Here is a 20,799-nt window from a genome sequence, read left to right as displayed (position 1 = left end):
GTCCGCGCGCAAAATTGGATCCCATTCTAACTCTTCCACCCCATGCTTGTTCAAGACTGATAAACGACGAATGTCGCTGGCGTATCCGTCAGAATCAGGAATAATCCTTGCTTGTCTCAAGACGCAGCCCATCACCCCGGCGCTGCGCCTGGCGAAACTCTTACCCGGAGTGACGCATCTGTTATACGGAGATTCACCATGTCTACCTCACCCGTCACGCTGATGGTTGCGCGCCGCGTCGCCGATGGGCGTTATCAGGACCTGATGGCCTGGTTGCGCGAAGGCGAACAACTGGCCACCGACTTCCCCGGTTATCTCGGCTCAGGTGTGCTCGCTCCGCCGCCCGGCGATAACGAATTCCAGATTATTTTCCGCTTTGCCAACGAGCAAACCATGCACGCCTGGGAGCATTCCGCTTCGCGTACCGCATGGCTGGCGCGCGGCAGCGATCTGTTTGCGCACAAGACGGAACATCGCGTGAGTGGCATTGAAGGCTGGTTCGGCGCGGTCGGCCAGCGCCCACCCCGCTGGAAGCAGGCGGTGGCAATCTGGCTGGCATTCTTTCCGGTTTCCCTGCTGTTCAACTTTGTATTGGGGCCGTTGCTCGACGACATGAGCCTGCTGCCCCGCGTGCTCATCAGCACCTTGTGCCTGACGCCGTTGATGGTCTACTTCTTCATTCCGCTATCGACCCGCCTGCTGGCCAGCTGGTTGAACAGCACGCCAGCACGCCCGTTGCCCGCCAAGCCCACTCCCCAAAACCACTGATCCTCCTTGTGGGAGCCCCGCGATAGGTGAATGCCGCTGTGCGCTGGTATAGTTTTGCTCTTACCGCGACGCGAGCCGTTCATGACCTCTTCCGCAGCTCCGATCCTCATCACCGGTGCCGGCCAGCGTGTCGGCCTGCACTGTGCGCAACGTTTGCTCGAAGACGGCCATCCGGTGATCTTCAGTTACCGCAGCGAACGCCCAGGCGTGCAGACATTGCGCGACCTGGGCGCCACCGCGGTATTTGCCGACTTCTCCACTGAAGCGGGGATCCTCGCGTTCATCACCCAACTGAAAACCCACACCGACAGCCTGCGAGCCATTGTCCACAACGCTTCCGAATGGCTGGCCGAAACCCCGGACACCGACGCCGAGGCCTTTACCCGCATGTTCAGCGTGCACATGCTGGCGCCCTACCTGATCAACCTGCACTGTGCCGACTTGCTCGAACGCTCAAGCCCCGCCGACATCGTGCACATCAGCGACGACGTGACCCGCAAGGGCAGCAGCAAACACATTGGCTACTGCGCCAGCAAAGCCGGGCTCGACAGCCTCACCCTGTCCTTCGCCGCGAAATACGCGCCGACAATCAAGGTCAACGGTATCGCGCCAGCCCTGCTAATGTTCAACCCCGACGACAACGCGGCATACCGCGCCAAGGCCCTGGCCAAGTCCGCGCTGGGCATCGAACCCGGCAGCGAAGTGATCTACCAGAGCCTGCGTTATTTGCTCGACAACCCTTATGTCACTGGCACGACCCTGACCGTCAATGGCGGACGGCACCTCAAATAAGCAGCCCCCGCGAGGATGTTCCATGACGTTATCCCTGCACCAGAACGCCCTGTCCCAGAGCTATCGCGAAATTCTCATCGGTCTCGGCGAAAACCCCGACCGCGAAGGACTGCAAGACACTCCGGTTCGCGCAGCCAAAGCCATGCAGTACCTCTGCCACGGCTACGACCAGAGTGTCGAGGAGATCGTCAACGGCGCACTGTTTGCGTCAGACACCGACGAGATGATCATCGTCGCCGACATCGAACTGTATTCGTTGTGCGAACATCACCTGCTGCCCTTCATTGGCAAGGCCCATGTGGCTTATATTCCGACGGGCAAGGTGCTGGGCCTGTCGAAGATCGCGCGGCTGGTGGACATGTTCGCCCGCCGCCTGCAGATACAGGAAAACCTCACCCGACAGATCGCCGATGCGGTGCAACAGGTGACTGACGCGGCCGGTGTCGCGGTGGTCATCGAAGCCAGGCACATGTGCATGATGATGCGCGGCGTCGAGAAACAGAATTCGACCATGAACACCTCGGTGATGCTCGGCGCCTTCCGCGAGTCGAGCACCACCCGCCAGGAGTTCCTGCAATTGATTGGACGGAGCAAGTAGCAATGCCACAACTTCAACCAGGAATGGCACGCATCCGGGTCAAGGACCTGTGCCTGCGGACCTTCATCGGAATCAACGAGGATGAAATCCTCAACAAGCAGGATGTACTGATCAACCTGACCATCCTGTATGCCGCTCAGGAAGCGGTGCGTGACAACGACATCGATCACGCGCTGAATTACCGGACCATCACCAAGGCGATCATCGCCCACGTGGAAGGCAATCGCTTCGCCCTGCTCGAACGCCTGACCCAGGAGATCCTCGATCTGGTCATGGCCAACGCGTCGGTGTTGTACGCCGAAGTTGAAGTCGACAAACCCCACGCCCTGCGATTCGCCGAGTCGGTGTCGATTACGCTCGCTGCAAGCCGCTAAGCTTCAAGCTTCAAGCTTCAGGCGTTAAGCTACAAGCCATCGCAACCCATCTTGCAGCTTGAAGCTTACCGCTCGAAGCTGCCTCGCAGAGGCCCCCATGACCGATCAACAACGCCTGGAACTTGAAGCCGCCGCCTTTCGCCGGCTGGTCGCCCACCTGGACAGCCGCAAGGACGTGCAGAACATCGACCTGATGAACCTCTCGGGCTTCTGCCGCAACTGCCTGTCCAAGTGGTACAAGGCCGCCGCCGACGAACGCCAGATCGAGGTCAGCCTCGATGACGCCCGCGAAGTGGTTTACGGCATGCCTTACGCCGAGTGGAAAGCCCAATACCAGCAAGAAGCCAACGCCGAACAACAAGCGGCGTTCGCCAAAGGAAAACCCAATGAGTGATTTGAACACCCTGCGCGCCAGCCTCAAGAGCGGTGAGCATGTTTTCGCCGACACCCTGGCGTTCATCGCCACGGGTTACGACTACCAGCCTCAGGCTTTCAACAACGGCGGCGTGGAAAACGCCGCCGGGCAGAACGAAGGTTCGTGCAAGACCCTGGGCCTGGCGCTGCTGGAAGACCTGACCGATGAAGAGGCGCTGTTGGCCTTTGGCGAGCATTACCGCTCGGTCGTGGCCACGCCTGAAGGCAACGACCACGGCAACATTCGTGCGTTGATTGCGCAGGGTCTGGCGGGCGTGAAATTCACCCAACAACCGCTGACTCGCCGTTAATCAAAGTCCGCGAAACGCTTCACGAGCGACACTGAACCTGTGGCGAGGGAGCTTGCTCCCGCTGGACTGCGTAGCGGTCCCTCTTTTTTGGGGCCGTTGCGCGACCCAGCGGGAGCAAGCTCCCTCGCCACAGGTTACGCTTTGCATGCCCATCTCTTATTCGCACACATCCCGACTTTTAAGATTGACCCGTCCACTTTATTTCGTTTGCCCCCACCCACTGCTCACGGCTTAGATAAAAAGAAGCATCCCTTCTTCAGAGTCGGTCATCCATGAGCAGCGAAACCATCAGCCAGTCGATCAACGTCGTTCATCCCGTCACGCTCAGCCACGGCAAAAACGCCGAGGTCTGGGACACCGATGGCAAACGCTACATCGACTTCGTCGGCGGCATCGGCGTACTGAACCTCGGCCATTGCCATCCGCGCATCGTCGAGGCCATTCGCGAACAAGCCACGCGGCTGACGCACTACGCGTTCAACGCCGCACCGCATATGCCCTACATCGAACTGATGGATCGCCTGACGGCGTTCATTCCGGTGGACTACGCTGTCAGTGGCATGCTCACCAACAGCGGCGCAGAAGCGGCGGAAAACGCCCTGAAGATCGTCCGCGGCTCGACCGGTCGAACGGCCGTCATTGCCTTCGACGGTGCCTTCCATGGCCGCACGCTCGCCACCCTCAACCTCAACGGCAAAGTCGCACCGTACAAACAGAAAGTCGGCGCGCTGCCGGGGCCTGTGTATCACCTGCCCTTTCCAAGCAAGGACAACGGAGTGACCAGCGCCGAAGCGCTGAAGGCGATGGATCGACTGTTCAGCGTCGAAATCGACGTCAATGACGTGGCCTGTTTTATCGTCGAACCGGTTCAAGGTGAAGCGGGATTTCTGGCGATGGATGTCGAGTTCGCACAGGCGCTGCGCACGTTCTGCGATGAAAAAAATATTCTGCTGATCGCCGATGAAATCCAGTCCGGCTTCGGCCGCACCGGCGAGCGTTTTGCCTTTTCGCGCCTGGGCATCGAGCCGGACCTGATCCTGCTGGGCAAAAGCATCGCTGGCGGCGTGCCACTGGGCGCGGTAGTCGGGCGCAAGTCGCTGCTCGACACCTTGCCCAAAGGTGGACTGGGCGGCACCTATTCGGGCAACCCCATCGCCTGCGCCGCCGCATTGGCAACGCTGGATGAAATGACGGATGCCAACCTGCAAGCCTGGGGGTCGCAACAGGAAGAAGCGATTGTCAGCCGTTACGAGTCCTGGCGCGCAAGCAAAATTTCACCGTATCTGGGTCGTTTGACCGGCGTCGGTGCGATGCGCGGTATCGAGTTGACCCATGCCGACGGCTCCCCCGCCTCGGCGCAGCTCACACAATTGCTGGCGTTGGCGCGTGACGCGGGTCTGCTGTTGATGCCGAGCGGCAAATCACGGCACATCATTCGGCTACTGGCGCCGTTGACCACCGAGGCGACGGTGCTGGAGGAAGGGCTGGATATCCTCGAGGCGTGCCTGGCAAGACTGTCCTGACAGCGAAGTGCGTTCCGGGACTGACGTAGCGAATTAAGTTCGCTTGTGGTCCCGGAATCGACGTCGCAATACTGACCAAAGACCCTTTTACCTAGCGAGAACATCACCACCGACAAGCTGAGGCAGACATGTATCACGATAATATAATTTATAAGAAAAAGTCTAACGATCCTCACTTCCTGCTCGGCGTAGCCGTGGTGCTGTTCCTCGGCGCCTACCTGATGAACCTGGGCAACAGCGCCCTCAGTCATTTTCTGCATCCGCTGCTGGGCAATGCCCCGGACAGCCTGACGGCACGCAACGTCGCCATCGGGCTGGGCATTGCCGTACTGGGCACCTTGAACTTCCACGTCCTCGGGCGCCTGAAGTTCAAAGTGCAGACTACGGTGGTGTGGATCGAACTACTGATCCTGTTTCTGGCGTTCTTCGACACCTTCGACCTGTCTTACAGCTTCATCCTCGACAAGATCGGTTTCCTGATCATCCAGGGCGCTGCAACCACCTTGTACATCTCTGCAGTGGCCATCGTCCTGGCCTTTGTGCTGGCGCTGGTCGGCGCAGTGGCCAAGCTGTCGAACAACGGCCTGGCCAATGCCCTCGCCTCGTTCTACACCTCGTTCTTTCGCGGCGTGCCGTTGCTGATTCAGATCTACCTGATTTACCTGGGTCTGCCGCAACTGGGCTACGTGGTCGATGCAGTGCCTGCCGGTATCCTCGCGCTGTCCCTGTGTTACGGCGCCTACATGACCGAGATTTTCCGGGCCGGCATCCAGAGCATTCCGGTCGGCCAGTGGGAAGCCTCGCGGGCGCTGAACATCAGCCCGTTCAAGACCCTGAGCCGGGTCATCATGCCGCAGGCCTTGCGGGTGATCATTCCACCCACCGGCAACCAGTTCATCGCCATGCTCAAGGACAGTTCGCTGGTGTCGGTGATCGGTGTCTGGGAACTGATGTACCTGGCCAAGACCCAGGGGCGCGCAGACTTCCGCCACCTGGAAATGCTGATCACCGCCGCGATGATTTACTGGGCCCTGTCGTTCATTCTGGAACGGGTCCAGGCGCGAATCGAAAAACGGGTCAATCGATCCGTGGCAAGGGGTTGATGCGTGATGACTCGTACCGATACCGCCCAACAACGCGACCTGGCCCCTGCTGCGCAGACCAGTCCCTCGATGATTTCAATCACCGGCCTGAACAAGTGGTACGGCAACTTTCACGCCCTGCGCGACGTCGACCTGAACGTCGCCACTGGCGAAATCCTGGTGGTGTGCGGCCCGTCGGGTTCGGGCAAATCGACAATGATTCGCTGCATCAACCACCTGGAAAATTTCCAGAAGGGCCACATTCAGGTCAACGGCATCACGCTCACCAGTGAAGCGGAAAGTGTCAGCGCCGTGCGCAGCGAAATCGGCATGGTGTTCCAAAGCTTCAACCTGTTCCCGCACTTGAGCGTGATGGACAACCTGACTCTGGCCCCGCAGCTGGTGCAAGGCGTGTCGGCCACCGAGGCGAAAAAACGCGCGCAGGTCTATCTGGAGCGGGTGCGGATTGCCGAGCATGCCCACAAATATCCGTCGCAACTGTCCGGCGGCCAGCAGCAGCGCGTGGCCATTGCCCGGGCGCTGTGCATGAACCCCAAAGTGATGCTGTTCGATGAACCAACCTCGGCGCTGGACCCGGAAATGGTCCACGAGGTGCTGGACGTGATGGGCGAGCTGGCCACCGACGGCATGACGATGATTTGCGTGACCCACGAAATGGGCTTTGCCAGCAAGGTCGCCGACCGAGTGCTGTTCATGGATCAGGGCCAGGTGATCGAACAAGCCACCCCGGCCGAGTTTTTCAAAAACCCGCAGACCGAACGCGCACAGAAATTCCTGTCGCAGATCATCGGGCACTGAGAAGCGCTTTACCCCCGCATAACAATAACGAAAAGTGGAGATGGACATGCTCAGTAAAAAACCCGCAATCACCCTTGCTGCCGCCTTGTCACTGTTGTTCGTCGGCGCCGCGAACGCCGGTGCCGTTCTGGACAAGATCGAGAGCAGCAAGACGTTGACCGTCGCCACCTCGGCGACCTGGCCCCCGCAGGGGTTCATCAACGACAAGAATGAAATCGACGGTTTTGATATCGACGTGTCCAAGGAGATCGCCAAGCGTCTCGGCGTCGAGGCCAAATTCATCACGCCCGACTGGGATGTGATTACCGCCGGCAAGTGGAATGGCCGCTGGGACGTGTCCGTCGGCTCGATGACCGCCACCAAGAGCCGTGCGCGGATTCTCGACTTTCCCGGCACCTACTACTACGTGCCCTACGTGTTTGCGGTGCACAACAAATCCACGGTCACCGACCACAAGGCGTTGAATGGCAAAACCATCGGCGTCGAGGGCGGCACGACGTCCGAGGACTATTTCAGCCAGGCACTGGCCATCGAAACCACTGACGTGCCACCCGTCGTCTACGACGTTAAAACCGAAAAAATGAAGACCTACGCCGGCTCCGTCGGACCGCTGGACGATCTGCGCCTGGGCGACGGTGCTCGACTGGACGCCATCCTCACCCAACGCAGCACGCTGGATGCGGCCGTCAAGAAGGGTTACCCATTACGCGCTGTCGACAACGGCGTGGTGTTCTACGAACCGTTGGCCGTTGCCACCGACAAGGGTGACCCGGAGCTGAAGGCGAAACTGAGTGAAATCATCGGCGCAATGCACAAGGACGGCACGCTGACCAAACTGTCGGACAAGTGGTACGGCGTCGACTACTCGACCATCAAGTAACACTGCCCTCCCCTGAGGGAGCGAGCCTGCTCGCGATGAGGCCATCAAATTCAGCATTAATGTTGAATGTTCGACCGCCATCGCGAGCAGGCTCACTCCCACGAAGGCCAGCCCTCGCTTGAATGTCCGGCAACTTATCAAGGATCGACCATGTCCTTCCCCAACACCTGGTATTCCCAAACCTCGCTGCCCCGTGCGGCCAGGCCAGAATTGAACACCGACGAAACCTGCGACGTCTGCATCATCGGTGCCGGCATCGCCGGCCTCACCGCCGCCCTCGAACTGATCCGGCGCGGCAAGCGTGTGATCATCCTCGAAGCCCATCAGGTCGCGTGGGGAGCCTCCGGCCGCAATGGCGGCGTGGTCTCGCCGGGCTGGGCCGAAGGGTCTGGAGCGATCCGCAAAAAACTGGGACTGGAAAACGCCAGAACGCTGTTCCAGATGTCGGTTGAAGGGGTAGAGATTGTCCGCCGCAACATCGCCGAACTGGCCCTCACCGGCTGCAATCCGTCCGCCGGCACAATCCGGGTCAAGCGCTACGACGACAGCGCCAGCGTGAAAAACCACATCGACACAATGCGCCGCGACTTCGCTTACGAACTCAACTTCCTCGACACCGCCCAGGTCCGCGAACGGGCGCACACCCAACGTTATTTCCAGGGTGTGGAGGACCCGAACGCCCTGCATTTCCACCCGTTGAATTATTGCCTGGGCCTGGCCCTTGCCATTGAAGCGGCGGGCAGTCGCATTTTCGAACACTCCAAAATGCTCACCTGGCGTCGCGAAGGGAACGACAAGATTGTCCAGACCGCTCACGGCAGCGTGCGCTGTCAGGACCTGGTGTTCTGCGCCGGCGGTTACGGCGGGCCGGAGCTGCAAAAGCTCAGCCGCGCCTACCTGCCGATTGCCACCTACGTGGTGCTGACCGAACACCTGGGCGATTCGATCAAAAGCGTTCTCGAGTCAGGCGCCGCGTTTTCCGATGACCGTCGCGCCTCGGACTATTACCGCATTGTCGAAGGCGATCGCCTGTTGTGGGGCGGACGTATCACGACCCGTCACGAACAGAATGAAAAAGCCCTGGCGGCCATGCTCAAGGCCGACATGGTGTCGGTGTATCCGCAACTGGCGCCGGTCAGGATCGAATTGGCCTGGTCCGGTCTGATGGGGTATTCCACCAACAAAATGCCCAACCTGGGATGGCTGGAACCAGGTGTCTGGGCGTGCACTTCATTTGGCGGTCATGGACTGAATACCGGTTCGATTGGCGGCAGGGTGATTGCTGAAGCGGTGTGCGGGGAAACTGCTCGGCATGAACTGCTCAAGCCGTACTTGCTGGACTGGAACGGTGGGCCGTTCGGGCGCGTTGCCGCCAATGCGATCTATCAATCGCTGAAGGTCATGGACTTCGTCCAGGAACGGTTTCGCGGTTGACCAACACAATCCCTGCAGGAGCGAGGCTTGCCCGCGAAGGCGACGTCCACTGACACGACGCCTTCGCGGGCAAGCCTCGCTCCTGCAGGGGCCTGGTGAACGCTTTTGCTGTGGGCACAAAAAAACCGGCCGAAGCCGGTTTTTTCATTTCAACGATTTCAGAACTTGGCGTTCTGCAGATCATCGAGGTAACGCTCGGCATCCAGTGCCGCCATGCAACCGGCGCCGGCCGAGGTGATGGCCTGACGGTAAACGTGGTCAGCCACGTCACCGGCAGCGAAGATGCCTTCGACGCTGGTGGCCGTTGCGTTGCCGTCGCGGCCGCCCTGCACAACCATGTAGCCGTCTTTCAACGTCAGCTGGCCTTCGAACAGCGAAGTGTTCGGGGTGTGGCCGATGGCGATGAACACGCCGTCGACTTTCAGCTCGTCGAAGCTGCCGTCGTTGTTCTTCAGGCGGGCACCGGTGACGCCCATGTTGTCGCCCAGGACTTCGTCCAGGTTCGCGTTCAGCTTCAGGATGATCTTGCCTTCGGCAACGCGGGCATTGAGTTTGTCGATCAGGATCTTCTCGGCGCGGAAAGTTTCGCGACGGTGGACCAGGGTCACGGTGCTGGCGATGTTGGCCAGGTACAGCGCTTCTTCAACAGCGGTGTTGCCGCCGCCGACCACAGCCACTGGCTTGTTGCGGTAGAAGAAACCGTCGCAAGTTGCGCAGGCCGATACGCCTTTGCCCATGAACGCTTCTTCCGAAGGCAGGCCGAGGTAACGGGCGCTGGCGCCGGTGGCGATGATCAGGGCGTCGCAGGTGTAAGTCGCGCTGTCGCCGATCAGGGTGTACGGCTTGGCAGCGAAGTCCACGGCATTGATGTGATCGAAAACGATCTCGGTTTCAAAACGCTCGGCGTGCTCTTTCATGCGGTCCATCAGCGCCGGGCCGGTCAGGCCGTGGACGTCGCCCGGCCAGTTGTCGACTTCGGTGGTGGTGGTCAGTTGACCGCCGGCCTGCATGCCGGTGATCAGCAGTGGCTTGAGATTGGCACGGGCGGCATAGACCGCTGCGCTGTAACCGGCAGGGCCGGAACCGAGAATAATCACTCGCGAATGACGGACTTCAGACATGACCTGCTCCTGTTGACCGGCCCGGAACACCTGGCACGGAACGCCGGGTTACCGGCGGGAATAAAAAAGGACCGTTGAAAGCCTTGGGGAAGGCTCGGGTTCGACAGTCCTGTAAAAAGAATGGGTGCAGCGTATCGAGGGGGCGAAGATTAAGGAAATACGGTTTAACAATCCAGCTCATAGGCGGTCTCTATCCGGTCACGATGGATTTATAGGCGCCTTTGTTACAGTTAATGTCGATGTCGCTGCCGCGCTTTCGCCTGTCAGGCAAAGCCGGTAAGGTCGGCGCGTTTACCCTTTGCTCGGAGCACGTTATGCCCGCCCCCGTTCTGTCCGGCCCGCAATACCTGCGCGAAGGTCTCAAATTGGTCTTGAGCCCCAGCCTGCGTTTGTTCGTATTGTTGCCCTTGGTGATCAACCTCGTGCTGTTCGTCGGATTGATCTACCTGGCCAGCCATCAATTCAGCCTGTGGGTCGATACGCTGATGCCGTCCCTGCCCGACTGGCTGAGTTTTCTCAGTTACGTCCTCTGGCCGATTTTTGTCGTGCTGGTGGTTCTGATGGTGTTTTTCACCTTCACCATGCTCGCCAACGTCATCGCCGCGCCGTTCAACGGCTTCCTGGCGGAGAAGGTCGAAGTGGTGGTGCGTGGCACCGATGACTTCCCGGCGTTCAGTTGGGGTGAACTGGTCGCCATGATCCCGCGCACTCTGTCCCGGGAAATGCGCAAACTCGGCTACTTCCTGCCGCGGGCAATCGGATTGTTCATTCTCTCGTTCATCCCCGTGGTCAACATCATCGCCGCGCCGCTGTGGCTGCTGTTCGGGGTGTGGATGATGGCGATCCAGTACATCGACTACCCGGCGGACAACCACAAACTGGGCTGGAACGAAATGCTCGCCTGGCTGCGCGAGAAGCGCTGGCAGAGCATGAGTTTTGGCGGGATCGTGTATCTGGTGTTGCTGATTCCGGTGGTCAACATCCTGATGATGCCGGCGGCCGTGGCCGGTGCGACGCTGTTCTGGGTGCGTGAGCGCGGCGCAGAGAATCTGGTGACCCAACGCTGACACCGTCACAAACCCATCATCGAAACGCCACAATGACGACATGCCCCCAGCCGACACTGGGGTCATGACGACAGCTCTGCATATCACCCTCATCACCGAAACCTTCCCACCGGAAATCAACGGCGTGGCCAATACCCTCGGCCGCTTGTGCGATGGCTTGCGCGCGCGCGGGCATCAGGTCGAACTGGTGCGGCCGCGTCAGGGCTGCGATCTTCTGGCGGCCAGCAGCGATGAGCTGTTGCTGTGTCGCGGCTGGCCATTGCCGGGCTATCCGGGTTTGCAATGGGGTCAGTCGTCGATGCACAAGCTGCTGCGGCGCTGGAAACGTCATCGTCCGGACGTGCTCTACATCGCCACGGAAGGGCCGCTGGGATTGTCGGCGTTGCGAGCGGCGCGGCGTTTGGGGATTTCAGTGGTCAGCGGCTTTCACACCAATTTCCAGCAGTACTCCAATCAATACGGGCTCGGCTTGCTGTCGCGCTTGCTGACTCATTACCTGCGCTGGTTTCACAACCGTTCGACGTTGACTCTGGTGCCCAGCATCAGCCAGCGACTGGAACTGGAACGGCGCCATTTCGAACGTCTGGCGTTGTTGTCCCGAGGGGTCGACAGCCAATTGTTTCATCCGGTCAAACGCCTGCAATCTTTACGCGAACAGTGGGGACTCGCCGAGAAAGACATCGCGGTCATCCACGTCGGACGCCTGGCGCAGGAGAAAAACCTCGGCTTGCTCAAGCGCTGTTTTGACGGCCTGAAGGCCACTTATCCACAGCGCAAACTGAAATTGATCGTGGTCGGCGACGGGCCGCAGCGAGGTTTTTTGGAGAAGGAGCTGCCTGACGCGATTTTCTGCGGCTCACAACGAGGCGAAGCGTTGGCCAGTCACTATGCGTCAGCGGACGTATTTCTGTTTCCGAGCCTGACCGAAACCTTCGGCAATGTGGTGCTTGAAGCGCTGGCCTCGGGATTGGGCGTGGTGGCCTACGATCAGGCGGCCGCCGCTCAACATATCCGTCATGGCTATAACGGCGTGTTGGCGATGCCGGGCGACGAAGAGGCGTTCTGCGATGCTGCGACGTGGTTGCTGGAGGAGCGCGAAACCTTGCGTTGCGTGCGGCTCAATGCGCGCCAGCATGCGAGTCGTCAGGGCTGGGCGGCGATTATCGAGCAGTTCGAGGGGCAGTTGCGAGGGGCTTGTGTGAGGGAGTTGGCGGTGCCTGAGGCACAGACCTTATCCTGACTGGTGGGTGACATTGAATCCGTCTTCGCGAGCAGGCTCGCTCCCACAAAGGTTCTGCGTCATGCACAAAACCTGTGGGAGCGAGCCTGCTCGCGAAGAGGCCCTTCCAGTCGCTGCTTAAACCAGGGTCATCAACGCCTCACGGCTGAACGGCAGGATGTCTTCCTCACGACCATCACGCACTTTCTGCGCCCAGTCCGGGTCGACCAGCAGCGCACGCCCTACCGCCACCAGATCGAACTCGTCGTTGTTCAAGCGCTCCAGCAGTTTTTCCAGGCTGGCCGGCTGCGCGATCTTGTCAGTGTTGACCATGAACTGCAGGAACTCGCCATCCAGGCCAACGCTGCCCACTGTGATGGTCGGCTTGCCTGTGAGCTTGCGGGTCCAGCCGGCCAGGTTCAGCTCGGAACCGTCGAACTCCGGCTCCCAGAACCGACGCGTCGAGCAGTGGAAAATGTCCACGCCGGCGTCGGACAGCGGCTTGAGGAATTCCCCCAGCGCCTCCGGTGTTTGCACCAGGCGCGCGGTGTAATCCTGCTGCTTCCACTGCGAGAAACGGAAGATGATCGGGAAGCCTTCGCCGACGGCTGCACGCACAGCCTGAATCAATTCGATGGCAAAACGCGAACGGTTGGCCAGGCTGCCGCCGTATTCGTCGGTGCGTTGGTTGCTGCCTTCCCAGAAAAACTGGTCCACGAGGTAACCGTGGGCGCCGTGGATTTCCACGCCGTCCATGCCAATGCTTTGGGCGTCTTTAGCGGCTTGGGCGAACGCGGCGATCACGTCCTGGATATCTTGTTCAGTCATGCCGTGAACCACGACCTGACCGTCCTTCAATTTCTCCGACGGACCGTAACCCGGCACGCTGGCATCCGGCTCCGTGCCGATGCGGCGCACGCTGCCCACATGCCATAACTGCGGAACGATCTTGCCGCCCTCGGCGTGGACTGCGTCGACCACTTTCTTCCAGCCGGCCAGCGCGGCCTCACCGTAGAAATGCGGCACGTTCGGATAGCCGTTAGAGGCCTTGTGCCCGACGGTGGTGCCTTCGGTGATGATCAGGCCGACGCCCGCAGCGGCGCGACGACGGTAGTACTCGATCACTTTGGAATTGGGTACGCCGCCCGGGGAGAAGGAGCGGGTCATCGGTGCCATGACGACGCGGGTCGGCAGTTCGAGGCTGCCGAGGTGGAACGGTTTGAACAGGGCTTTGACGGGCATGGGACGCTCCACGGGGTAAATGACTTTATGACGGCGATAATATGGAGAGTCGCAAGCCTTGAACAGCACTATTGATTTGGGTGATTAAGATCCAAAAGCAAAAGATCGCAGCCTCCGACAGCTCCTACAGGGGAAGGTGAACACCCGTAAGAGCTGCCGAAGACTGCGATCTTTTGATGTTTCTTTATTTAGCTCAGCGCTTTTTCAATCGCATGGATGACCGTCGGATCATCCGGCGCTGTGCGTGGCGAGAACCGCGCCAGCACTCGGCCGTCCTTGCCCAGCAGGAATTTTTCGAAGTTCCAGGTGATGTCCCCCGGAAACTCCGCACCCTCGCCCGCGAGCAAACGGTACAGCTGATGACGATCATGACCGTTGACTTCCAGCTTGCTGGACAAAGGAAAGGTCACGCCATAGTTGAGGCTGCAGAATTCCTGGATCTCTTGCTCGGTACCCGGTTCCTGCCCGGCAAACTGGTTGCACGGCAGGCCCAGCACGCTGAAGCCTTTGTCCTTGTATTGCTGGTAGAGGTTTTCCAGCGCCGCGTATTGTGGGGTCAAGCCACATTTGGAAGCGACGTTGACCACAAGCACGACGTGCCCCTTGAGGGGTGCCAGCGGTAGCTCCTGTCCATCCAGGGCTGTCAATTTAAGGTCGTGAAAAGCACTCATGACGAACTCCAGATTCCCGTGTTCTACTCGAAACAGCCACTTGGCGATGTCGCCAGGGACAGCCGCGGACTAAAAAGGCGCCCCTCGGGCGCCTCTCCAGTTCTCTGAGCTTAGCGCAGAAAATCAGTGGTGATGGCCACCTTCGCCATGGACGTGACCATGAGCGACTTCTTCCTGGCTGGCGTCACGGATGGCGATGATCTTGACCTGGAAATTCAGGCGCTGACCGGCCAACGGGTGGTTGCCGTCGACGGTGACATCGTCGCCGTCCAGATCGCGGATGGTAACGATCTGCATCTGGCCGTCCGGCGCGGAAGCGTGGAACTGCATGCCCACTTCCAGTTCGTCGACGCCTTCGAACATGCTGCGGCTCAGGGTGCTGACCAGTTCGGCAGCATATTCGCCATAGGCATCTTCAGGTTCAACGGCTACGGTCAGCTCGTCGCCGACTGCTTTGCCTTCCAGTGCCTTTTCCAGGCCCGGGATGATGTTACCTGCGCCTTGCAGGTAGACCAGCGGCGCGCCGCCGGCGGAGCTGTCGATGACCTCACCAGCGTCGTTGGTCAGGGTATAGTCGATGGAGACAGCCTTATTGGCGGCGATCAGCATGGGGCGAGACCTTTTGCATAAGAATGAAGAATGGCCAAGTTTAGCGAAGCAATCGCCCGAAAGCGAACACAACCCGGACAGACGGATGACGGCGAAAGGCTCGACGGTCACAGGCTTCCATCAAGATGAGGACGGGCACTGGGTGGCCGAGCTTTCCTGCGGTCACACCCAGCACCTGCGCCACCAGCCGCCGTGGCAATCTCGCGCCTGGGTCCTGGACCCCGCGCAACGTATTGAAAAAATAGGCCAGCCCTTTGATTGCGGTTGGTGCGCACAGGCCTCGGTTAGCGATAACCTTGGCGACTGAATTTCGGTAGATCGTCAGCTATAGATGATCGCCATTGCCATGCACCCTTAGAGAATCCGCATGCAAACTTTTTTTATCGCACCCACCGATTTTGGTGTGGGACTGACCTCCATCAGCCTCGGGCTGGTGCGCACCCTTGAGCGCGCCGGCCTCAAAGTCGGCTTTTTCAAACCGATCGCCCAGCCGCATCCGGGTGACACCGGCCCGGAACGCTCCACCGAACTGGTGGCGCGCACCCACGGCTTGAAACCGCCGCAGCCACTCGGTCTGGCTCACGTCGAGCGTATGCTTGGCGACGGTCAGCTGGATGAGCTGCTCGAAGAAATCATCACCCTTTATCAGCAAGCGGCCGTCGGCAAGGACGTGCTGATCGTCGAAGGCATGGTCCCGACCCGCAGCGCCAGTTACGCCGCGCGGGTGAATCTGCACTTGGCGAAAAGCCTCGACGCCGAAGTGATCCTGGTCTCGGCACCGGAAAACGAAGTGCTGACCGAACTGTCTGGCCGAGTGGAATTGCAGGCGCAATTGTTCGGAGGCCCCAAAGATCCGAAAGTCCTCGGCGTGATCCTCAACAAGGTCAAGACCGACGAAAGCATGGAGGCGTTCGCTTCGCGCTTGAAGGAACATTCGCCGTTGCTGCGCAGCGGTGATTTTCGCCTGCTCGGCTGCATTCCTTTCCAGCCGGAATTGAACGCGCCGCGCACCCGCGACGTCGCCGACCTGATGGGCGCGCAGATTCTCAATGCCGGCGATTATGAAACCCGGCGCATGACCAAAATCATCATCTGCGCCCGCACCATGCGCAACACTGTGGAGCTGCTCAAGCCCGGCGTGCTGGTGGTGACCCCCGGCGATCGCGACGACATCATCCTCGCCGTCAGCCTCGCCGCCATGAATGGCGTGCCGCTGGCCGGCCTGTTGCTGACCAGCGACACCCTGCCCGATCCGCGCATCATGGACCTGTGCCGTGGCGCATTGCAGGCGGGCTTGCCGGTGTTGTCGGTGAGCACCGGCTCCTACGACACCGCCAACCAGTTGAACGGTCTGAACAAGGAAATCCCGATCGACGACCGCGAGCGTGCGGAGATCATCACCGACTTCGTTGCCAGTCACCTGGATGCCAACTGGCTGCACCAGCGTTGCGGCACTCCGCGCGAAATGCGCCTGTCGCCCGCGGTGTTCCGTTATCAGCTGATCCAGCGTGCCCAGGCCGCCAACAAGCGCATCGTCCTGCCCGAAGGCAGCGAGCCGCTGACCGTGCAAGCGGCGGCGATCTGTCAGGCGCGCGGCATCGCCCGTTGCGTGTTGCTGGCAAAACCGGAAGACGTCGAAGCCGTGGCCCGCGCCCAGGGCATCGAGCTGCCGCCGGGCCTGGAGATTCTCGACCCGGACCTGATTCGCGAGCGCTACGTCGAACCGATGGTTGCGCTGCGCAAAAGCAAAAGCCTCAACGCACCGATGGCCGAGCAACAACTGGAAGACACCGTGGTGATCGGCACCATGATGCTGGCGCTGGATGAAGTCGACGGTCTTGTCTCCGGGGTCATCCACTCTACCGCCAACACCATCCGCCCGGCCCTGCAGCTGATCAAGACGGCGCCGGGCTGCACGCTGGTGTCGTCGGTGTTCTTCATGCTGTTTCCCGAAGAAGTGCTGGTCTACGGCGACTGCGTGATGAACCCGCACCCGAGCGCCAGCGAACTGGCCGAGATCGCCCTGCAAAGCGCCGACTCGGCAGCCGCATTCGGCATCACCCCGCGCGTGGCGATGATCAGCTACTCCAGCGGTGAATCGGCCAGCGGCGAAGAAGTCGAAAAGGTTCGCGAAGCGACGCTGCTCGCCCACGAACAACAGAATTCGCTGCTGATCGACGGCCCGTTGCAATACGACGCCGCCGCCAACGAAACCGTGGCCCGGCAACTGGCGCCGAACAGTCAGGTCGCCGGGCGCGCCACGGTGTTCGTGTTCCCCGACCTGAACACAGGCAACACCACGCACAAAGCTGTGCAGCGCAGTGCCGATTGCGTCAGCCTCGGGCCGATGCTGCAAGGCCTGCGCAAACCCGTGAACGACCTGCCGCGCGGCGCGCAAGTCGATGACATCGTGTACACCATCGCGCTGACCGCGATTCAAGCTGCCAACCGACCTTTGGATCTTTAAATGCTGGCTTTTCTACCTGCCGCCGTGCGCGGCGTGATTGCATCGTTGTTGCTGGCGTTAAATACCATTCTGCTGTGCTCGTTTCTGTTCTGCGTAGCGATCATCAAGGTGTTGCCCTTTGCCCTCACCCAGCGCTTCTCGCTCTGGTTGATGAGCCACACCCATGAAGCCTGGATCAGCAACAACAAGGCCTGGATGAACCTGGTCTGCCGCACCCGCTGGCACCTCAGTGGCCTGCAAGGGCTGGACTATAAGCACTCGTACCTGATCACCAGCAACCACCAGAGCTGGGTGGACATCATGGTGTTGCAGTACGTGCTCAACCGGCGCATCCAGCCGCTGAAATTCTTCCTCAAACAGGAACTGATCTGGGTGCCGGTGATTGGCCTGGCCTGGTGGGCGCTCGGTTTTCCGTTCATGAAGCGCTATTCCAAGGCCTACCTGGAAAAGCACCCGGAGAAGAAAGGCAAAGACCTGGAAACCACCCGCAAGACCTGCGACAAGTTCCGCCATAACCCGGTGGGGATTTTCAATTTCGTCGAAGGCACCCGGTTCACTGAAGGCAAGCATGCGCAGCAGAAATCACCGTTCAAGTACCTGCTCAAGCCCAAGGCTGGCGGCATTGCGTTTGTGCTGGATGCGATGGGTGAACAGCTTGAGTCGATCGTCAACGTGACCATTCACTACCCGGCCGGGCGTCCCGGTTACTGGGATCTGCTGTGCGGGAATGTGAAGGATGTGGTGGTGCACTTTCAGGAACTGAAGATTCCGCCGCAGTTCATTGGCAAGAACTACGACCAGGATGGGGAGTATCGGTTGCAGTTTCAGGGCTGGATCAATCAGTTGTGGGAAGACAAGGATGCGTTGCTTGGGCAGATGCATCGGGAGTATCCGGCGAAGTAATCAGGCGCCTGTGCCGGCCTCTTCGCGGGCAAGCCTCGCTCCTACGGATTTGGGGTGATCGCAACCTATGACGCGACACAAACCCGTAGGAGCGAGGCGTGCAGCGAAGGCGTCCGAACAGAAACAAAAAAACCCGCCGATGATCACTCATTGGCGGGTTTTTTATTAACGGCTAACGCTTAGATCGCGCCACGCTTACGCAGCAGATCCAGCACTTGCTTGACGCTTTCTTCCAGCGACAGCGACTGGGTGTCGACGATGAGGTCGGCGTCCAGCGGCACGTCATACGGGAAGGAATCGCCCGGGATGTTATCCCCCGCCGCCGCGTACAAGCCTTGCGGATCACGCTCGGCGCAGACCGTCGGCGAGGCCTGGACGTAGACCGTCAGCAGACGCTCCTTGCCGATCAGTTCACGGGCCTGCTCACGACCTTCTGCACTCGGCGCCACGAAGGCCGCCAGGGTCAACAGACCGGCTTCGTTGAACTGACGCGCAACGTGCGCGGCACGACGCCAGTTTTCGGTACGCCCGGCGCGATCCTGTGGCAGACCTTTGTTCAGGTCGTGACGCAGGTTCTGACCATCAAGGACAAACACCGCACGACCCAAGTCGAACAGTTTGCGTTCAACCGCGTAAGCCAAGGTGCTTTTGCCCGCGCCCGACAAGCCGCTGAACAACACGGTGGCCGGTTGCTGACCGAAACGCTGGGCGCGTTCTTCGGTGGCCACGTGCGCCAGTTTGCCGTGGTGCGTGCTGCTGCCATGCGCCAACGGCTGGGCGATGATCATGCCGGCGGCCACGGTGCCGTTGGTCAACCGATCGATGACGATGAACGAACCGGTGGTGCGGTTGCTGGCGTAACCGTCCAGTGCGATGGCTGCGTCGAGGCTGACCTTGACCCGACCGATCTCGTTCAGGTTCAACGAGCTGGCAGGACCTTCTTCCAGGGTGTTCACGTCAACACGATTGACGATGCTGGTGATCGAACCCGGCACGTAACTCGTGGCGCGCTTGATGTCGTATTTCTTGCCCGGCAGCATCGGCTCTTCGGCCATCCACACCAGCATGGCGTCGAAAGCATCGGTCACTTGCGGCTGGTTGTCGGCGTGCACCAGCAAGTCGCCGCGAGAGATGTCGATCTCGTCTTCCATGGTCAGCGTCACCGCTTGACCAGGACCTGCGTGTTCCAGCTCACCTTCGAAAGTGACGATGGATTTCACGCGGCTGCTCTTACCCGACGGCAGCACAACGACTTCGTCGCCCTTGTGCACGACGCCGCTGGCCAGAGTGCCGGCGAAACCACGGAAGTTCAGGTTCGGACGGTTGACGTACTGCACCGGGAAACGCAGGTCGGTGTAGTTGCGGTCGTTGGCGATCTCGACGGTCTCGAGAATCTCCATCAGCGACTGGCCGGTGTACCACGGCGAGCGCTCGGACTTGTTCACCACGTTGTCGCCTTTCAATGCCGACATCGGCACGAAGGCCATGGTGGTCGGCTTGAACGCGATGCCTTCGGCGAACTTCAGGTAATCGGCCTTGATCGACTCGAACACGGTTTCGTCGAAGCCGTTGAGGTCCATCTTGTTGATGGCGACCACGATGTGCTTGATGCCGAGCAACGAGGCGATGAAGCTGTGGCGGCGGGTCTGGGTCTGCACGCCGTAGCGGGCGTCGACCAGGATGATCGCCAGGTCACAGGTGGACGCACCGGTGGCCATGTTGCGGGTGTACTGCTCATGGCCGGGGGTGTCGGCGATGATGAATTTACGCTTGGCGGTGGAGAAATAGCGGTAGGCGACATCGATGGTGATGCCCTGCTCACGCTCGGCCTGCAGGCCGTCGACCAGCAACGCCAGGTCGATGTCTTCGCCGGTGGTGCCGACTTTTTTCGAGTCGCGGGTGATGGCTTCCAGGTGATCTTCGTAGATCATCTTGGAGTCGTGCAGCAGGCGCCCGATCAGGGTGCTCTTGCCGTCGTCGACGTTGCCACAGGTCAGAAAGCGCAGCATTTCCTTGCGTTCGTGCTGGCCCAGGTAGGCGAGGATGTCCTCGCTGATCAAATCAGATGCGTGACTCATTGCATTCGAGCTCCAAGCTGTAAGCTTCAAGCGGCAAGCTTGTCGGCGTACAGCTACTCAGAAATTTTGTTGATCAAGCCGCATAGCATTCTTGAAAGCTCGCGGGTTTCTTTAATCCAATCGTCAGCCAGAGGATCAGTAATGTAGGCAATATCACGGCCGATGAGGATCTGAGTGCGCAACTCACCACACGAGGCTTTTGCCACCCAAAGAAAATGTACTTTTTCCTTGGCACCACAACGCTCCATCCCTTCAGCAATATTGGAAGGCACCGATAGTGCGGAGCGGGTAATTTGATCCTTGAAGCCAAAATCCCCACATCTCGCAAACTCCCTGTAGATCCTTACCGCCAAACACTTACTTCTCTGCCAGACAATCAGCTTCTCGAAATCCATTGCGAGTCATCCGATAACGGCTCGCAGCAACC

At 59.9% G+C, this 20,799-nt stretch carries 22 protein-coding genes; 16 read left to right on the top strand and 6 right to left on the bottom strand.

The window, feature by feature from the left end:
* The first annotated feature begins 198 nt into the window (after positions 1 to 198).
* The 11 genes from HP062_RS25990 (at position 199) to HP062_RS25940 (ending at position 8,995) form a co-directional block, all read left to right on the top strand.
* Positions 199 to 768, top strand: a complete 570-nt coding sequence (locus HP062_RS25990) for an antibiotic biosynthesis monooxygenase (RefSeq protein WP_010463233.1) — start codon at positions 199 to 201, stop codon at positions 766 to 768.
* An 81-nt stretch (positions 769 to 849) separates the two neighbouring features.
* Entirely contained in the window at positions 850 to 1,560 is a 711-nt protein-coding gene (gene folM / locus HP062_RS25985; protein ID WP_010463235.1) for a dihydromonapterin reductase, read from the top strand.
* Positions 1,561 to 1,582: 22 nt separating this feature from the next.
* Positions 1,583 to 2,158, top strand: a complete 576-nt coding sequence (folE, locus tag HP062_RS25980) for a GTP cyclohydrolase I FolE (protein WP_172792277.1) — start codon at positions 1,583 to 1,585, stop codon at positions 2,156 to 2,158.
* Positions 2,159 to 2,160: 2 nt separating this feature from the next.
* Positions 2,161 to 2,532 (top strand): dihydroneopterin triphosphate 2'-epimerase, encoded by a 372-nt coding sequence (gene folX / locus HP062_RS25975; RefSeq protein ID WP_007970304.1) that lies wholly within the window; start codon positions 2,161 to 2,163, stop codon positions 2,530 to 2,532.
* Between the two features lie 97 nt (positions 2,533 to 2,629).
* Positions 2,630 to 2,926: a DUF1244 domain-containing protein gene (locus HP062_RS25970; RefSeq protein WP_008150700.1), complete on the top strand. Its 297-nt coding sequence runs from the start codon at positions 2,630 to 2,632 to the stop codon at positions 2,924 to 2,926.
* Complete coding sequence (locus HP062_RS25965; RefSeq protein WP_172792276.1) at positions 2,919 to 3,257, top strand: HopJ type III effector protein; 339 nt, start codon at positions 2,919 to 2,921, stop codon at positions 3,255 to 3,257. Before HP062_RS25970 ends, HP062_RS25965 begins: the two co-directional genes overlap by 8 nt.
* 272 nt (positions 3,258 to 3,529) lie before the next feature.
* Positions 3,530 to 4,780, top strand: a complete 1,251-nt coding sequence (locus HP062_RS25960; RefSeq protein ID WP_172792275.1) for an aspartate aminotransferase family protein — start codon at positions 3,530 to 3,532, stop codon at positions 4,778 to 4,780.
* Positions 4,781 to 4,908: 128 nt separating this feature from the next.
* The gene (locus tag HP062_RS25955; protein WP_077747437.1) at positions 4,909 to 5,883 is read left to right on the top strand and encodes an amino acid ABC transporter permease; all 975 of its coding nucleotides are present in this window, start codon (positions 4,909 to 4,911) and stop codon (positions 5,881 to 5,883) included.
* A 69-nt stretch (positions 5,884 to 5,952) separates the two neighbouring features.
* Positions 5,953 to 6,681, top strand: a complete 729-nt coding sequence (locus HP062_RS25950; protein ID WP_010463253.1) for an amino acid ABC transporter ATP-binding protein — start codon at positions 5,953 to 5,955, stop codon at positions 6,679 to 6,681.
* Positions 6,682 to 6,727: 46 nt separating this feature from the next.
* Entirely contained in the window at positions 6,728 to 7,561 is an 834-nt protein-coding gene (locus HP062_RS25945) for a transporter substrate-binding domain-containing protein (RefSeq protein ID WP_077747458.1), read from the top strand.
* A gap of 150 nt (positions 7,562 to 7,711) precedes the next feature.
* The gene (locus HP062_RS25940) at positions 7,712 to 8,995 is read left to right on the top strand and encodes an FAD-binding oxidoreductase (RefSeq protein ID WP_172792274.1); all 1,284 of its coding nucleotides are present in this window, start codon (positions 7,712 to 7,714) and stop codon (positions 8,993 to 8,995) included.
* 158 nt (positions 8,996 to 9,153) lie between these two features.
* On the opposite strand, the gene trxB is transcribed toward HP062_RS25940, so the two are convergent.
* The gene (gene trxB, locus HP062_RS25935) at positions 9,154 to 10,116 is read right to left on the bottom strand and encodes a thioredoxin-disulfide reductase (RefSeq protein WP_010463259.1); all 963 of its coding nucleotides are present in this window, start codon (positions 10,114 to 10,116) and stop codon (positions 9,154 to 9,156) included.
* Between the two features lie 314 nt (positions 10,117 to 10,430).
* On the opposite strand from trxB, the gene cysZ reads away from it, so the two are divergent.
* Together cysZ and HP062_RS25925 are read left to right on the top strand one after the other, a co-directional pair.
* Positions 10,431 to 11,183: a sulfate transporter CysZ gene (cysZ, locus tag HP062_RS25930; protein WP_010463261.1), complete on the top strand. Its 753-nt coding sequence runs from the start codon at positions 10,431 to 10,433 to the stop codon at positions 11,181 to 11,183.
* Between the two features lie 40 nt (positions 11,184 to 11,223).
* Positions 11,224 to 12,423 carry a glycosyltransferase family 1 protein gene (locus tag HP062_RS25925; RefSeq protein WP_042932370.1) on the top strand — a complete coding sequence of 400 codons (1,200 nt, stop codon included), beginning with the start codon at positions 11,224 to 11,226 and terminating at the stop codon, positions 12,421 to 12,423.
* Positions 12,424 to 12,540: 117 nt separating this feature from the next.
* On the opposite strand, the gene HP062_RS25920 is transcribed toward HP062_RS25925, so the two are convergent.
* From HP062_RS25920 to HP062_RS25910, 3 genes are all read right to left on the bottom strand, one after another.
* Complete coding sequence (locus HP062_RS25920) at positions 12,541 to 13,644, bottom strand: NADH:flavin oxidoreductase (RefSeq protein ID WP_154911870.1); 1,104 nt, start codon at positions 13,642 to 13,644, stop codon at positions 12,541 to 12,543.
* 188 nt (positions 13,645 to 13,832) lie between these two features.
* A complete protein-coding gene (locus HP062_RS25915) occupies positions 13,833 to 14,315 on the bottom strand; it encodes a glutathione peroxidase (protein ID WP_010463268.1) in 483 nt (160 codons plus the stop codon).
* Between the two features lie 123 nt (positions 14,316 to 14,438).
* Positions 14,439 to 14,924, bottom strand: coding sequence for a peptidylprolyl isomerase (locus HP062_RS25910; RefSeq protein WP_010463269.1), 486 nt, complete (start codon positions 14,922 to 14,924; stop codon positions 14,439 to 14,441).
* On the opposite strand from HP062_RS25910, the gene HP062_RS25905 reads away from it, so the two are divergent.
* Genes HP062_RS25905 through HP062_RS25895 form a run of 3 tightly spaced genes read left to right on the top strand, consistent with a single transcriptional unit; the run spans position 14,893 to position 18,294 of the window.
* Complete coding sequence (locus tag HP062_RS25905) at positions 14,893 to 15,231, top strand: DUF3565 domain-containing protein (protein WP_042932938.1); 339 nt, start codon at positions 14,893 to 14,895, stop codon at positions 15,229 to 15,231. The genes HP062_RS25910 and HP062_RS25905 overlap by 32 nt on opposite strands.
* A gap of 60 nt (positions 15,232 to 15,291) precedes the next feature.
* Positions 15,292 to 17,391 (top strand): phosphate acetyltransferase, encoded by a 2,100-nt coding sequence (gene pta / locus HP062_RS25900; protein ID WP_010463273.1) that lies wholly within the window; start codon positions 15,292 to 15,294, stop codon positions 17,389 to 17,391.
* Positions 17,392 to 18,294, top strand: coding sequence for an acyltransferase (locus HP062_RS25895; protein WP_077747431.1), 903 nt, complete (start codon positions 17,392 to 17,394; stop codon positions 18,292 to 18,294).
* A 179-nt stretch (positions 18,295 to 18,473) separates the two neighbouring features.
* Here the strand turns inward: HP062_RS25895 and cysN are convergent, their stop codons facing one another.
* Complete coding sequence (gene cysN / locus HP062_RS25890) at positions 18,474 to 20,372, bottom strand: sulfate adenylyltransferase subunit CysN (protein WP_010463277.1); 1,899 nt, start codon at positions 20,370 to 20,372, stop codon at positions 18,474 to 18,476.
* 53 nt (positions 20,373 to 20,425) lie between these two features.
* Entirely contained in the window at positions 20,426 to 20,767 is a 342-nt protein-coding gene (locus HP062_RS25885) for a four helix bundle protein (protein ID WP_010463279.1), read from the bottom strand.
* Between the last annotated feature and the right edge of the window lie 32 nt (positions 20,768 to 20,799).

Origin of the sequence: Pseudomonas sp. B14-6 (genome assembly GCF_013260315.1) — a bacterium.
Classification (GTDB): Bacteria; Pseudomonadota; Gammaproteobacteria; order Pseudomonadales; family Pseudomonadaceae; genus Aquipseudomonas; species Aquipseudomonas mandelii.
The sequence above is the reverse complement of the archived record's forward strand: the minus strand, read 5'-3'. Positions and strand labels throughout refer to the sequence as shown.